Consider the following 13,896-nt stretch of genomic DNA (forward strand, 5'->3'; position numbering starts at 1 on the left):
AGTCACCCTGACCGAGGCCAGATCTATTGCGATCCCCTTAACAAGGGATCCCCCAGATTTCGTTGGCATACCCCTTGATAGTGCGATCGCTTGAAAAGCCCCCCATGCCAGCAATGTTCAACAGCGTCCGCTGGTGCCACAACTGGGGTTGGGAAAAATCATGCAGTGCCTGATGCTGGGCCTGACGATAGCTGTCAAAATCCAGCAAATGGCAGTAGTGATCGCCCTCTGTCAGCATGCGGTAAATCGGCTCAAACAGCGACTTGTCCAGATTGAAGCGGCCTGATACCAAGGCATCGACGGCCTCTCTGATTGCCGGATCATCCTGGTAGACCTGATTATGGGACCCCGCCTGCCGATGGGTGTTGATTTCAGCCGCATCGGCACCAAACAGATAAAAATTATCGGCCCCCACCGCGTCACGGATTTCAATATTGGCGCCGTCCATGGTACCGATGGTCAACGCCCCGTTCATGGCAAACTTCATGTTACTGGTGCCTGACGCTTCGGTGCCAGCCGTTGAGATCTGTTCTGAAAGATCGGTGGCAGGAATAATATGTTCGGCCAACGAGACCTTATAATCCTCCAGAAACACCACGTTGAGCTGCCCTTTGGTTCGCGGATCGTGATTAACCGTCCTTGCCACTTCATTAATCAACTGAATAATCAGCTTGGCCATGGCATAGCCTGGCGCGGCCTTGCCTGAAAACAGGTGGACCTTCGGCTGAATCAGAACATGACCAGACTCAACAATCCCCAAATACAGGTGTATGACGTGCAGAATATTCAGCAATTGCCTTTTGTACTCATGGATACGCTTTACCTGGCTGTCAAACATGGCTGCCGGATCGAGCTTTATCCCCTGATGAGTGGCGATGAGCCGGCAAAGCGCCTGTTTATTATGCAGTTTAATGCTCTGGATTTCCTCCAGGGCTGCACTGTCCCTGGCCAGCTTTTTCAATCGTTGCAATTCATCAAGCTCGGTAACCCAACCGGGGCCTAACTGGCGGGACAAAAATTCGGCCAGGTTCGGGTTGGCTTGCTGGATCCAGCGCCTTGGCGTTACGCCGTTAGTTTGGTTGGTGAATTTTTCCGGGGTGATAAAATAAAAGTGCGGAACCAACTGCTGTTTAATCAGCTCGGAGTGCAATTTAGCCACCCCATTCACTTTATGACTGCCAACGATGGCCAGATTAGCCATACGGATTTTTTTCTCGGGCCCTTCTTCAAACAACGAAAGTGAGGCCAGCAACTCCGGTTTGTCTGGCCATTTCTGAGCTATATCGGCAAGGAACCGATGGTTGATTTCGTAGATAATCTGCAGGTGGCGTGGCAGCAACTTCTCAAACAGAGCAACAGGCCAGGTTTCTAACGCTTCCGGCATCAACGTGTGGTTGGTAAACGCGCAAGTTTTTTGCGTGATGCTCCAGGCCATTTCCCAATCCAGCCGGTATTCATCCACCAGCGTACGCATCATCTCGACGATGGTCAGAGCCGGATGGGTATCATTTAACTGGATGGCAACCGCATCGGGCAATGCTCTGATGTCGTCCGAGCGCTGAGCATATTCTTGCAGAATATCGCGTAAGGTGCAGGCAACCAGGAAATACTCTTGCGTCAGACGCAATTCCTTACCTGACGGGATCTCATCGGCTGGGTAAAGTATTTTCGAAATATTTTCTGACGCTATTTTCTGGCTTACCGCCCGCAGATAGTCACCGCGGTTAAATATATGAACGTCGAATGAATCAGAGGCGCTGGCACTGTATAACCGCAGTTTATTTACCGTATTACCCCCATAGCCGGTAACGAAGTAATCATGCGGTACACCCACGATGACCTTCCAGTCCATCCACATAGGATTGTAGTTGCCATCAATATCTTCACTCTCTTCGATATGACCACCGATAGGGATCAGCATCAGCTGTGAAGGGTGATCAATCAGCCAGGGAGAATGGGTGCTGTGCCAGTCATCCGGTTGCTCAACCTGCTTGCCATTCTGTATGGATTGTTTAAACAGACCATACTCATATTTGATACCATGGCCTGAAGCGGCAATATCCAACGTGGCCATTGAATCGATAAAACAGGCGGCCAGTCGACCTAATCCCCCATTACCCAGTGCGGCATCCGGCTCTTGATTAATAATCTCTTCAAAATCAAAGTCAAGCTCACTCACAGCCTGTTTAGCACTGGTTAGCAACCCCAGGTTCATCAAATTATTACGCAGCGACTGGCCGAGTAAAAACTCCATCGACAAATAGTAGAGTCGCTTAGGCCTTGCTTCCTCCTGACAACGTTTGGTATTGAAGAAGCTATCCAACTGGTAATCTCTCAGAGCCAGAGCCAGGGCATTAAAGATGTCTGTTGCGGTGGCATCTTTAAGCTCCAAACATAAATCGTATCTCAACTTACTAATCAAACTGTGCTTTATCTCTTCAACTCCAGGTATTTCAACACGTTTTTGCTTAGTCTTCATGTTAATCCCTATTAAAGCCTTCAACCCAATTGGTTAACTCGACGATGAGAAAGTGGATAGCGTTCAACATTGCTCTGCAAAGTGTAGACGGTTTTATGGCCGCTTGGGATAAAATCGCTAAGTATCAAATTTAAATAATTCAAGCGCCTATGCATTGATTATCCGGATATGAAAGTTACCCGAGTTGCGCCCTAAGGTTCTTTATATCTGCTTTGCTTGAAGAGACTGACGTTAACACCTGAAAGGATCATGGCGTCGTGGAATATAATACCGGCGCTGAAAACGTTGAAACCCACGCAATTGCGTGGGTTTTCATTTTCTAGTTGCACATCACAATGGCTAAATGCTGAGTAAAAACTACGGGGCTGGCGCCACGCTCTGGATTTCGCCGCTATAGCCGGTGCGGGAAATTGCCGTCAGCAATAGCTGATTATCAAAACCTTCGGGCACAATCACCTCCGCCTGGTGCGTTTTCAGTGAGGCTTTGGCCTTAATCACCCCATCAGTAGAGCGCAACGCTTTATTGATAGAGATGACGCACAGTGAGCAGGTCATGGCTTTGATATCAATAGTGACTTTCTGATTCTCCGCCCATAGCCGCGGCGCAATGAGCACCAGGGCCAACAGCAGAAAAATGCGCTTTTTCATTCCATCATTTCCCAAATCCAAGGTAATACGTAGGGGTAGGTCATCAACGCCAACATCAACGGTACTGATAGCCAGTAAAGCCAAATCAGTACCCGACGGCTGACGACGTTCACGCAAACCGGGCGTGGCGACAGATAAAGCCGCCAAAATCCTCGCAGCATCAATCCGATAGCCACAATAATCATGGGCCACTGCAACCAGGATAGCGCCGGGATCCCCGTGAGCCCGGCAGCCGAGATACCAAACACCAGATACAACAACGGCCCGAGGCAACAGAGTGTCGATGCTGCGGCGGCAAGCAGAGCCGCCAGCAGCGTCACTATGCTGCCCTTAACGCTGTTCGACAGAGACATAGTCATAGCTAAATTCGGCCGGATCGTAGAAGTTTAACGGGTCGCCATCTACTTCAGCATAGGGGTAACCAAAGTTATTGAGATCCCCCTGCTCTGCCTCTGGCGAAAGCGCGAAATCACGGGCGTAGTTAAAACCAACCCAGTTCATTTCCCAGTTGCCGAACAGGTAATCGTTGACGGCTTCAACGGCGGCATCGCCGTTTTCTTTTTTCTCTGCCAGACGCATTTTAGTGACGTCGGCCGGATCGGCCGGCAACCAGCCGAAACCTGCCAGCCAGAACATCGCCCGGCAATGCTGCCCGCCGCTGACTTTTGCCACGCCTTGCTCATCAGCGCTGCCAAATGCCTTCTTAGAATAGCTCCCCAACTTGCGGGATGCGCCCAAGCGAATACCAAACATCTCACGCGCCGGGATCCCGCTGGCACGGCACAACGCGACGAACACGGAGTTGATATCGGTACATTTCCCGCCCAGCTTGCCGGCCTTAAGGATTTGCCCCACATCACCGGTCCCGCAGCCAATCACCGCATCGTCGCGATGCATATGGGTTCTTACCCATTCATGAATTAGCCTCGCCTGCTGTAAAGGAGATTTCTCACTGCCTATAATCTTCAACGCCGTTTCTTTCACTAGCCCATCCACCGGAATATGTGGGGTTGCGTTAAGATAGGGTTGTATCTCTGCAGGGAACACCAGATCGGTTTGCGGGAGGTGCCATTCGGCCAGTTGGTTGCTCTTCAGCGGTTCCCAGTCCAAGGTTTCAATCAGCATTTCCACTTTCAGTTCCATCGGGCCTTTGGAATCCGGCCAGGAAGCAAACAACGTTTTGGCTGCGTAGGTATTATTTGCCGTGAGGTAGGCCTGCTGATAGTTCCCAGAAAAAGAAATGTGCTTCAGTTGCTGGAAGGGGGTGTCCAGGGGGACAGGGATCCACAGATTGGCCTTACCTTCTGAGCCTGCTGGCGCTTTCAGTTGATACGTTTGTGTCATCACAAAACGTCTTCTGTTGTCCACGCAGGTTGACGCCGGGATGTCCGTTTTACGCGACTCAGACCAGACCGGGCTTATCAGCCCAAAAGAAGATAACGCTGCCGCACCCTTGAGAAATTTACGCCTTTCCATCACTGTTCCTTTTTTATTATCAGATAGCGCCAAAGCCTTGCCCACCTCCTTTGGGAGGGCAACAGTATGCACCCAGGCAGCACAAAACGACATACCGCTTACACAAAAAGACATCTGGGAATATACGGTAAACGGCATGCAGGAAAGTGGAGACGTCTCAAGAATAATAAAAATACGCTACGGAGCAAACGATCAAGTAGGAGGCGGGATTACTCCCACCGTCCTTGCAACAACATTATACGATAAACCGATTCACTAATTGGGTCATTGCTGCCGCTTGGTTGTCCAGTACCTGGCTGGCACTGGCCGCTTGGGAAACCAAAACCGCATTTTGCTGGGTGACTTGTTCAAGTTGATTCAAAGCCAGATGAACCTGCCCCACCCCCAATGATTGTTCGTTAGCGGCCTGAGCGATATCGCTAACATATTGCTTCATCAGCCCAGAGTTATCTGCTGCCGCTTTTAGCGCGATCCCGGAAGCCGAAACCCGGGCGACGCCTTCCGCAATTTTTTCCATATTTTGATTAATCAGCTCTCGGATCTGGCTCGCCTCTTTAGCACAACGTTGAGAGAGGTTACGCACCTCACTCGCTACCACCGCGAATCCCCTTCCGGACTCGCCAGCTCGAGCGGCTTCTACCGCAGCATTGAGCGCCAATAAATTGGTCTGAAAAGAAATGTCGTCAATAGAAGCCACGATACGTGAAATCTGCTCGCTAGAATTACGGATCTCCGACATGCTCTGGCTGGCTTCATTCGCCACGCGATTCGCCTGCATGACATCGCGCTCCATCGCCAGCGTGAGTTGTTCAGCTTCGCGGGCGTTATCTGCAGTCTGGGAGATCGCCGTGGACATTTGTTCCATGCTGGCCGCAGTTTCAACGATAGATGCTGCCTGTTCATCAGTACGTTGCGCCAAATCCTGATTGCCAGCAGCAATATCACTGCTAGCATGGTGAAGGATCTCCGAGCCGGATTTAATCTCTTTAACAATATGCTGAATATTTTCAATGGATTGATTATAGGCATGATTCAGTGCTGACAACTCATCACTACCCGGCACGCTAAGGCGTTGGGTCAAATCCCCCTCCATTTCACCAATCGTTTTCAACGTTCCTTGCAGTTGCAGATGGATACTCCGCGCAACGACGATGGCTATCGCCAAGGCAACTGCCAGGGAAAGAAGGCTGATGCACAGGAAAGTCATCCATTCGCTACGTGCCGTGCGTGACAACTCTGCAGCATACTTTTGTAACGCGTCAGCGGTTTGATTCTCTAGTTGACGCAGCACTTCAATGCGCAAAGTCTGAGCCTTGAACCAATCGGTAGGATTAACCTTGAATCCACCGGTTGCGACTTTATCGAGCGCAATCTCACGAAACTTTAGGGCATCAGTTGCCGATGTAGAACGTAATGCGCCATCAAGCGCCGCCGCCTGCTCCGCGGTGCTGAAACGACGAGTCGCAGAAAGCCAGGCCTCTTGTTTTCCCACCACATCGCTCAACTGGCGGAATTGCCCATCACCAAAACGATCGCTAGAGAAAACGCTGGAGAGTAATGCCCGCTCTATTCCCGACTGTTCTTTCAGGTTAAGCAGGCTGTAATACGCTGACAATTCTTGGCCGATTTTGCCCGATGTCGTCAAATGCCCAATACCGCCGACAAAATCCAGCACTTGGGCGATGGTCTTAGTATAGAAACCAATGGCTTGTGGCGCCACGGTGTGTAAATTGCTGACATTATTACGCACCTCGCCAAGTAACTGGGTTTGGTCGTTAAATAACTGAATCGCGGATGTATCAATCCCTTCCAATGCGCTGCGATCGGTTTTAGATAACAGTTGGCTAAATTTCGCCATAGCCGCATCGGTCAGTTTACGTTGATCCGCTAGTTCAGCGCGAAACTGCCCACCGCCAGAGCCCAGGTAACCTGCGCTCATACCACGCTCTTTTTGCAGCTCATGCACGACATCCCCTGCACCACGCGCAATTGCCGTTAGCTGAACGATGACATCCATCTGACGTTCGATATTGATACGGGTTTTCATACCCGACCCGGCAAACCAGCATAAAGCCAGTAGCAGTGGAAACAGAGCAATGAAAAGCTTCATTCTCATCGATATACGGTAGATCCCTAACATCCGGTTTCGTCCTATTTAGGTGACAACATCAATAGAACAGCTATCGGCCTGCTTTAAGCACCCTTTAACCACAATGATAGAATTGTTATTATTCCATTGATAAATATCATTATTTTTATTAAAGCATGAGAACTGCCAATGCAACCTCCCTCCTTTGCTCTACCACTTCATCCTCACTTCACACAGCCCCGATAAAATGGCCAGATTCTAACTTCGAGGGATTGAACGTGATTTTTACCAAACGCCTGTGGGCTATCCTCTTTCTCACCATCGGCCTGATGACCGTGCTGGTCAGCCAAGCTCGCGAGCTACCTGCGGTGCAGGATGGTGACATCATTTTCCACACTTCCCGCTCGGCACAGAGCCTGGCGATACAGCAGGCAACCGGCTCACGTTACAGCCACATGGGCATCATTGTGCTGCGAGATGGCAAGCCTTACGTATTCGAAGCGGTATCAACGGTGAAATATACCCCGCTGGCCGCCTGGATCGATCGGGGAGAGCAAAAGCATTTTGTCGTTAAACGCCTCAAGAACGCCAAGCAAATGATGACGCCGTCCGCACAGTTAAAAATACGCCAGCAGGTTAAAAGCTTTGCCGGGAAGCCCTACGACATGCAGTTTTCCTGGTCGGATGAGAAGCTATATTGTTCGGAATTGGTGTGGAAGATTTATGATCGCGCACTAGGGATACAAATCGGCAAGCTGCAAAAAGTACGTGAATTTAACTTTGGCTCTCCTGCCGTACAGCAGAAACTGAAAGAGCGCTACGGAACGCAAATCCCGTGGGAGGGGTCGGTTATTTCGCCGAAGGCGATGTTTGAATCACCGCTGCTGGTCACGGTGATCGCGAATTAATCTACGGTGACGTCCCCCATCCACATGGATAGGGGACTGTATGTGCTACATAGTAGCTCGGCATCTGACAACAGCCCCGGGCTAGCTTGCGTCCTGCACCCGCAACTCCACCTCATGCGCCTCGTCCGCCTGCGGGATCTCCAATTTGCTCAGCATCCGCGCCATCGCCTCAGCAGGTACGCTGTATTCCCGCTCAGCATTCTGCCGCAGCCACTGGGCATACGGTACTTCCAGGTAAACAATCTTCACCCTTGCGCCATAGGCGATAAACAACTCAACCAGTTGGCTACGCAACTGCCGGGTAATATTGGTGGCATTCCAGACAAAAGGTTCGCCCCGCCGTAACAGCGTTTTAGCCTGCAACTTGGCCTGCTGCACGACCCAGCCGGTCGCGTTTTTGTCGGTAGGAGACAACCGGTGTTGGCGGCGAATGTTGTCCAGGCTGATGACCTCAAGCCCAGTGCAATCCTGTGCGATATAGCGATCTTTACCCATTCCCGGCAGCGCACAAAGTAACGTCACTTCGCTCTGAAATTGTTCGTAGGGAACAAAATCCACGCTAGCCTGCGAATGCGTCAAATAGTGGTAACGCTGGTTATCGCTCGTAAAAGGACGCGCTTGCCCCCAGCATTGCTGTTCCTGACAGAACAGTTCGAACAGCTCGATATTATCCAGCAGGCCGTTTTGGTCTTCACACTCGCGGCCCAACACATCTGCCCGTGCCAACATCGCCAGCAACCGTGTATCTAACCGTAGGGCCGCTAATAACAGCGCCCGCTCCGGCGATGGTCGCCCCATGATCCACAACGGCAAACCATGAAAACGCACCAAGGCCGCAACCTGTTCACGCAGCTCAAACGGCGTAACGATATCCCGATAGAGGATCGAGCGCGTGGTCAGCTCACCGCGTTTAGCGTGGTTGGGTGAGGTCACCGAACCATCGTCTGCAACCCGCGTGGTGCTGCGCTTTTCTACATCGTGCAGCAATGCGGCAGCCCAAACCAGCTCCTGCTGTTGCTCTGGCAATGCCAAAAACTGCGCAGACTCGGTCAGTGCCGCCAGCACGAGCTGGGTATGGATTGCCACATCGCCTTCCGCATGATGGCGAGGATCTTGTGGCACCTGATGCATGTCGGCCACCCAGCGAAATTTATCCGCCAGCCTGCCCCACTGCTTGTCTTCACTTAAGCACCACATGGTTTATCCTCCTGCTGATACTCGTACGCCATACGCGCTCGTTGCCAATTCACTCTCCAATGGCGATCGGTTTTTACATGGTTTTTACGCACATACTTAAACACGTTATGGGAAAACTGAGCCACTGGGAATTCAACCGCATTGCGGGTGACAATCCCTTCCATGGTGCATGGCAAGCCGGTATGCACGTCATGCGGCGCAAAACTCCCTACTCCCCCCACCAGCGCCAGTATTGCCGAGCGGTATTCTTGTTCCGTCTGGCGCGGCACGTCCTGCACCACTTCTGGCACACAGGCAAAATCAAATAATGCCGCGTAAAACTGCACTTCTTGCCAACTCAGCCACATGTCTTTACAACGTACGGCGAATAGATAGAAGTCCTGTTGCAGGCCACGATATTCGATCGAATGCGTGGCATACAGGTTCTCGCCAAACAGTTCGATATCGCCCAGGTCATTTTTAATCAATTGCCAACGCTGGCGGATCTGGCGCGTCCAGGCAGAAACCGTCGGTGCCGCATGGGAGCGTGCAAATACGCCATACCGATTCAGGCAGTTATTCTCACCATCGAGCTTTTCCGTATGGATCAGCGAGGGGATTAGCCGTATGTCTTGCCAATAATGCTTATTGATCCGATCGTCACTGGTGGTTCCCGGTGAGAACGGATAATGGTATGTCCGACCATATTTATGTGTTTCCATTTCTTTTCTTCTTATAGCGTTACCGGCCTGCCCCATCAGGCCGATATTGATTAAGCGAGCGGCGTAAAGCTTTCGCCTTTAAACACCCGAACCGGTGAACCACGCACTATTTGATGGTGAAACATCCGTCGCTCAGCACGCTGTTCGTCCAGTTGCTGTTGCTCAAGCTGTTCCAAACGGTGAGCGATCAGCAAATACGCCAAACGTTTATTGGCATGTTGGCTGCGCTCGGTCTGCACTTTGACGCTAATGCCGCTAGCGATATGGGTGGCGCGAATAGCCGATTCCGATTTATTTACGTGCTGCCCACCTGGCCCGGAGGACTTCAACGTCTCAAAGCGGATCTCGCTCTCTTTTGGCACCGCTGCCGGAGAGAAACGCGCTGCACCAATAAACCAGTTCTTTCTGGAGCGTCCGGAGCGCCATGGGCTTTCACAAATCCACTGCAATGTCCCGCACCACTTGGTGGCCAATGGCTCCGCCGCTTCGCCGTTAAGCGTCAATAACACCGAACGCAACGTGCCCGGCAGGCGGCCCTCTTCCCGCTCAACCTCATGCAGTTCCACCTGCATGGCCTGAGCCTCTTTGTGAAACTGGCGCAGTGCCAAACTCACCGCCAGGCAACATTCATCCGGCCCCTGGGCGGCAGAAATCTGTAATAAGATCATCACTGCCCCCCGCTGGTTTTGTAGGTCAACACCGGCTGCATACGCGCCACCAACGTGACCAATCCGGCCTGCTGCAAGGCTCCCACTACGCTATCAATCGGCTTGTAGGCTTCTGGCGCTTCCTGATAAATCAGCTGGCGGTCGCGGCAAATCACCCGGCTGCCGAAGCGGGTTCTGGCCAACTGCTCGGTGCTGAAACGCGCTGATAAGCGATCTTTACACTCGGAACGCATCCATTTGCGCCCCGCGCCGTGCGCCAGTGAATACAAACTGCTGGCGGCAGGTAGCGGTTGGACGATATAGCTGTAATCGCCGCGCGAGCCGGGGATCACCACCAGACCTTCATCCGACGGCGTAGCCCCTTTACGATGCAGCCAACCAGACACGCCCTCGATAGTGGCCGCCTCCAGCAAGTTATGATGGATATCCAGCAGGCAATCGCCAGCAGCGCGTAACCGCTGCAATATCCGCTGGGCAATCCGTTGCCGGTTTAAGCCTGCAAAATCCAGTGCCTGTTGATGCTGTTGCAGATAATCGTTGGCCGCATCGGTATTTTCCAGCAGGCCATGGTGCCCATGAGCGCGTACATGCTGTTCCAGTATTAGCTGGCCCAAGCCACGCGAACCGCTGTGCACCAACAACATCAGCCGTTTTTTATCGAGACCGGCCTGCGGCTGATATATTTCGTCGATGCGTAACAGTTCAGCAAAATGATTACCGCCGCCAATGGTGCCCAATGCCCGAGAATAATCGCCAAGCGCGGGAGGAATATCCCCCAACTCTTCTTGCTCTAACGGGCCGTTAATATTGCCCAGCTTTTTTTCCAATTTATCCAGCGACTGTTTCATCGCCAGCAAATCTGTTTGCCATAGCGACATACCGCAACCGATATCATTACCGATTAACGCCGGGTAGAAGCGATGTTGTGAAAAGAAAGCGGCACCGACCGGGTAGCCACGGCCAGGATGCAAATCTGGCATCCCGACCACGCGCACCATATCTGGCAGCTTGGCGGTAATTTCTAATTGTTGGATTGCATTTCCTTCAATCCAGGTGTGTTCCGACGCGATCAATGAAACTCGCGGCGTAACGGAGGCAATAGTATTGCTCATAACCAATCCTGATTACTATTTTATCTCATTTTTTGGATTTGGCGGGCGGTAGCCCTAGCAATACCTGGAGAACAGGAAATTATGCCTGAGGATACGACCCGCAAAGGGTAAACAGTGCTTGATAATTCATGATGTACCTCCTTTGCAAAGTGAATGAATGGGAAAACGCGGCGATAGTACATATAAACTCCAGCGTTAGCAATGGTTGTTCGCGTCGGCCAGCAAAATTTAATTCGGGGTGCCGAAAAGTTTGACCCAAGTCAACGTTGCATTTAATTGGCCGCTGGCTGGATAGACTCTGCTGACGATTGTCAGTATATAAATGCAAATGGTAATCATTTTCAGTTAAACTATGACAGGTCTGGATAGTTACGTTGCTAAGCATCCCTACCTCCATCAGTTCTGCCCCATTGAAGGAACTTGCTGTTGAAACATGACACTGAGCTGGATTTAACCCCGCATTTTGCACTGGCAGGCAATCAGCCGTTTAAAGATCGTCGAGCCATGATGCCGCTGCGCGGCGCGATCCCCGTAGAAAAACCGCTGCTGGCACCAACCTGGCAAACTGTTATCGGCCAGACCGCGCCCAGCCGCAAGCGGCTGGTGTATCTACACATTCCGTTTTGTGCCACCCACTGCACCTTCTGCGGCTTTTACCAAAACCGTTTCGAGGAGGACAGCTGCACCCGCTACACCAATGCGCTGCTACGCGAGATAGAAATGGAGGCAGACAGCCCTCTGCATCAGTCTGCGCCAATCCATGCCGTCTATTTTGGCGGTGGAACACCTTCGGCGCTTGCCGCACGGGATCTGGCACGTATTATCACCACACTACGCGAACGCCTGCCGTTGGCCCCAGACTGTGAAATCACCATCGAGGGCCGGGTGCTAAACTTTGACGATCAGCGGATAGACGCCTGTCTGGATGCCGGAGCCAATCGCTTTTCGATTGGTATTCAGTCGTTTAATAGCAAAATCCGTAAAAAAATGGCTCGTACCTCCGACGGCGCAAGCGCCATTGCGTTTATGGAAGGACTCGTTCGTCGCGACCGCGCTGCCGTGGTCTGCGATTTGCTATTCGGCTTACCTGGTCAGGATGCGAAAGTTTGGGGCGAAGATCTGGCGATTGCCCGCGATATCGGGCTGGACGGTGTCGATCTCTACGCCCTCAATCTGCTGCCCAATACGCTCCTGGGTAAGGCAGTGGAAACTGGCCGCACCTCGGTTCCCTCACCTACCGAGCGGCGAGATCTCTATTTGCAGGGCTGCGACTTCATGGACCAGGCGGGCTGGCGCTGTATCAGCAATAGCCACTGGGCGCGCACCACCCGAGAGCGCAATTTGTACAACCTACTGATTAAGCAGGGCGCAGACTGCCTGGCCTTTGGCTCCGGCGCGGGAGGCTCGGTCAACGGTTATTCCTGGATGATTGAGCGCAACCTCACTAGCTGGCACGACTCTATCGCCGCGGGTCGCAAACCGCTGATGATGATGATGCGTACCTCAGGTAACCGAAGCCAGTGGCGTCAGCCGCTACAGGCTGGCGTGGAAAACGCGCGCATCCCGCTGGATGAACTGACGCCTCATGCAGAGCAGTTGAAGCCGCTACTCGCACAGTGGCATCAGGCGGGGTTAACCCGCGACGCCTCAACCTGCCTGCGCCTGACCAACGAAGGGCGCTTCTGGGCAAGCAATATTCTGCAGTCTCTTGATGAGCTGCTCCAACAACTGGATCTGCCGCGTATTGCGGTAGCCACCCTCTAACAGGAGTGAACAATGAAACCATGGCTGATTTTTGGCGCTGGCGGTAAAGGGGTCGGCGCGCTGACTCTGGAACTTGCGCTGGCGGAACAGCGTCCGGTGGTTGCGGTGGTGCGTAATCCTGATGCCGCCGCTCGCCTGCGGGAGAAAGGCGTACAGGTTTATCTCGGTGACGCTTGTGATGCCATTGCGGTCACCCGCGCTTGCGAAGCTGCTGGTGCCAACGCAACAATCATCTCGTCAATGGGAGGAGCACAGGATTATCTGGCCCACCGGACAGTGATAGATACGGCGGAGAAATGCGGGATATCGCGCATGATCCTCGTCACCTCGTTGGGCTGTGGCGAAGGTTGGCCGTTTCTGTCACCACGTGCCAAAGCGGGGTTTGGCCAGGCGGTACGTGAAAAATCGCTGGCGGAAAGTTGGTTACAAACCAGCACGCTAGATCACGCCATCTTGCGCCCCGGCGGGCTGCTAAACGGCAATGCCACCGGCAAGGCGCAACGTTTTCAGGGGCAGGAAGTTCATGGCTTTGTGATGCGTGCGGATGTTGCTGCACATGTCCAGCAACTGGCAAGTGCCCCCGCACTCAATCAACAGGTCTATAGCCTGATTGAACCCGGTCTTAAACCTGCTTAATCCCCACGCGGCGCTGCCCTATCAGCGCCGCAATCACTCCGCCAAAGCACGTATCACCTTGATCAGCTCCGATTTACCTTCAAAGCCAATCCCTGGCAGCTCCGGTATAACAATATACCGAGGAAGCTGAACTGGCCCCTCACCCCAACCCTCTCCCACAGGGATAGGGAGCTGGTACAGCGCCATTTTCAGGTACAGAAGTCAGTCTTTAGGCAGAT

Annotated in this window: 13 protein-coding genes; 4 read left to right on the top strand and 9 right to left on the bottom strand. The window is 52.5% G+C overall.

Annotated features, from left to right (window positions below; translation table 11 throughout):
• Window positions 1-37: 37 nt before the first annotated feature.
• From KGP16_RS15085 to KGP16_RS15100, 4 genes are all read right to left on the bottom strand, one after another.
• Window positions 38-2,479: a glycogen/starch/alpha-glucan phosphorylase gene (locus KGP16_RS15085; RefSeq protein WP_223499917.1), complete on the bottom strand. Its 2,442-nt coding sequence runs from the start codon at window positions 2,477-2,479 to the stop codon at window positions 38-40.
• 357 nt (window positions 2,480-2,836) lie between these two features.
• A complete protein-coding gene (locus KGP16_RS15090) occupies window positions 2,837-3,127 on the bottom strand; it encodes a heavy-metal-associated domain-containing protein (protein WP_021181095.1) in 291 nt (96 codons plus the stop codon).
• A complete protein-coding gene (locus KGP16_RS15095; protein ID WP_115157993.1) occupies window positions 3,124-3,486 on the bottom strand; it encodes a mercuric transporter MerT family protein in 363 nt (120 codons plus the stop codon). Before KGP16_RS15095 ends, KGP16_RS15090 begins: the two co-directional genes overlap by 4 nt.
• The gene (locus KGP16_RS15100; RefSeq protein ID WP_371822639.1) at window positions 3,458-4,603 is read right to left on the bottom strand and encodes a transglutaminase-like domain-containing protein; all 1,146 of its coding nucleotides are present in this window, start codon (window positions 4,601-4,603) and stop codon (window positions 3,458-3,460) included. The genes KGP16_RS15095 and KGP16_RS15100 overlap by 29 nt, the downstream gene beginning before the upstream one ends.
• Between KGP16_RS15100 and KGP16_RS15105 the strand changes: the two genes are divergently transcribed.
• Window positions 4,512-4,862 (top strand): hypothetical protein, encoded by a 351-nt coding sequence (locus KGP16_RS15105; RefSeq protein ID WP_223499918.1) that lies wholly within the window; start codon window positions 4,512-4,514, stop codon window positions 4,860-4,862. The genes KGP16_RS15100 and KGP16_RS15105 overlap by 92 nt on opposite strands.
• Here the strand turns inward: KGP16_RS15105 and KGP16_RS15110 are convergent.
• The gene (locus KGP16_RS15110) at window positions 4,839-6,743 is read right to left on the bottom strand and encodes a methyl-accepting chemotaxis protein (protein WP_223499919.1); all 1,905 of its coding nucleotides are present in this window, start codon (window positions 6,741-6,743) and stop codon (window positions 4,839-4,841) included. The two genes, KGP16_RS15105 and KGP16_RS15110, sit on opposite strands and share 24 nt — an antisense overlap.
• A 278-nt stretch (window positions 6,744-7,021) precedes the next feature.
• Between KGP16_RS15110 and KGP16_RS15115 the strand changes: the two genes are divergently transcribed.
• Window positions 7,022-7,600, top strand: a complete 579-nt coding sequence (locus KGP16_RS15115; RefSeq protein ID WP_051363736.1) for a YiiX family permuted papain-like enzyme — start codon at window positions 7,022-7,024, stop codon at window positions 7,598-7,600.
• 81 nt (window positions 7,601-7,681) lie between these two features.
• Here the strand turns inward: KGP16_RS15115 and KGP16_RS15120 are convergent, their stop codons facing one another.
• From KGP16_RS15120 to KGP16_RS15135, 4 genes are read right to left on the bottom strand one after another with little or no spacing between them, the layout of a single operon-like run.
• Window positions 7,682-8,797 carry an AAA family ATPase gene (locus tag KGP16_RS15120; protein WP_223499920.1) on the bottom strand — a complete coding sequence of 372 codons (1,116 nt, stop codon included), beginning with the start codon at window positions 8,795-8,797 and terminating at the stop codon, window positions 7,682-7,684.
• Window positions 8,785-9,498: an RNA ligase family protein gene (locus tag KGP16_RS15125; RefSeq protein ID WP_094981389.1), complete on the bottom strand. Its 714-nt coding sequence runs from the start codon at window positions 9,496-9,498 to the stop codon at window positions 8,785-8,787. The genes KGP16_RS15120 and KGP16_RS15125 overlap by 13 nt, the downstream gene beginning before the upstream one ends.
• Window positions 9,499-9,548: 50 nt before the next feature.
• A complete protein-coding gene (gene prfH, locus KGP16_RS15130) occupies window positions 9,549-10,166 on the bottom strand; it encodes a peptide chain release factor H (RefSeq protein ID WP_223499921.1) in 618 nt (205 codons plus the stop codon).
• Window positions 10,166-11,278: an RNA ligase RtcB family protein gene (locus KGP16_RS15135; protein WP_223499923.1), complete on the bottom strand. Its 1,113-nt coding sequence runs from the start codon at window positions 11,276-11,278 to the stop codon at window positions 10,166-10,168. Before KGP16_RS15135 ends, prfH begins: the two co-directional genes overlap by 1 nt.
• A 426-nt stretch (window positions 11,279-11,704) precedes the next feature.
• Between KGP16_RS15135 and hutW the strand changes: the two genes are divergently transcribed.
• The gene (gene hutW / locus KGP16_RS15140) at window positions 11,705-13,042 is read left to right on the top strand and encodes a heme anaerobic degradation radical SAM methyltransferase ChuW/HutW (RefSeq protein WP_223499924.1); all 1,338 of its coding nucleotides are present in this window, start codon (window positions 11,705-11,707) and stop codon (window positions 13,040-13,042) included.
• A 12-nt stretch (window positions 13,043-13,054) separates the two neighbouring features.
• Window positions 13,055-13,678, top strand: a complete 624-nt coding sequence (gene chuY, locus KGP16_RS15145; RefSeq protein WP_223499925.1) for an anaerobilin reductase — start codon at window positions 13,055-13,057, stop codon at window positions 13,676-13,678.
• The last annotated feature ends 218 nt before the right edge of the window (window positions 13,679-13,896 follow it).

It is taken from the genome of Serratia sp. JSRIV006, assembly GCF_019968685.1.
Lineage (GTDB): Bacteria > Pseudomonadota > Gammaproteobacteria > Enterobacterales > Enterobacteriaceae > Chania > Chania fonticola_B.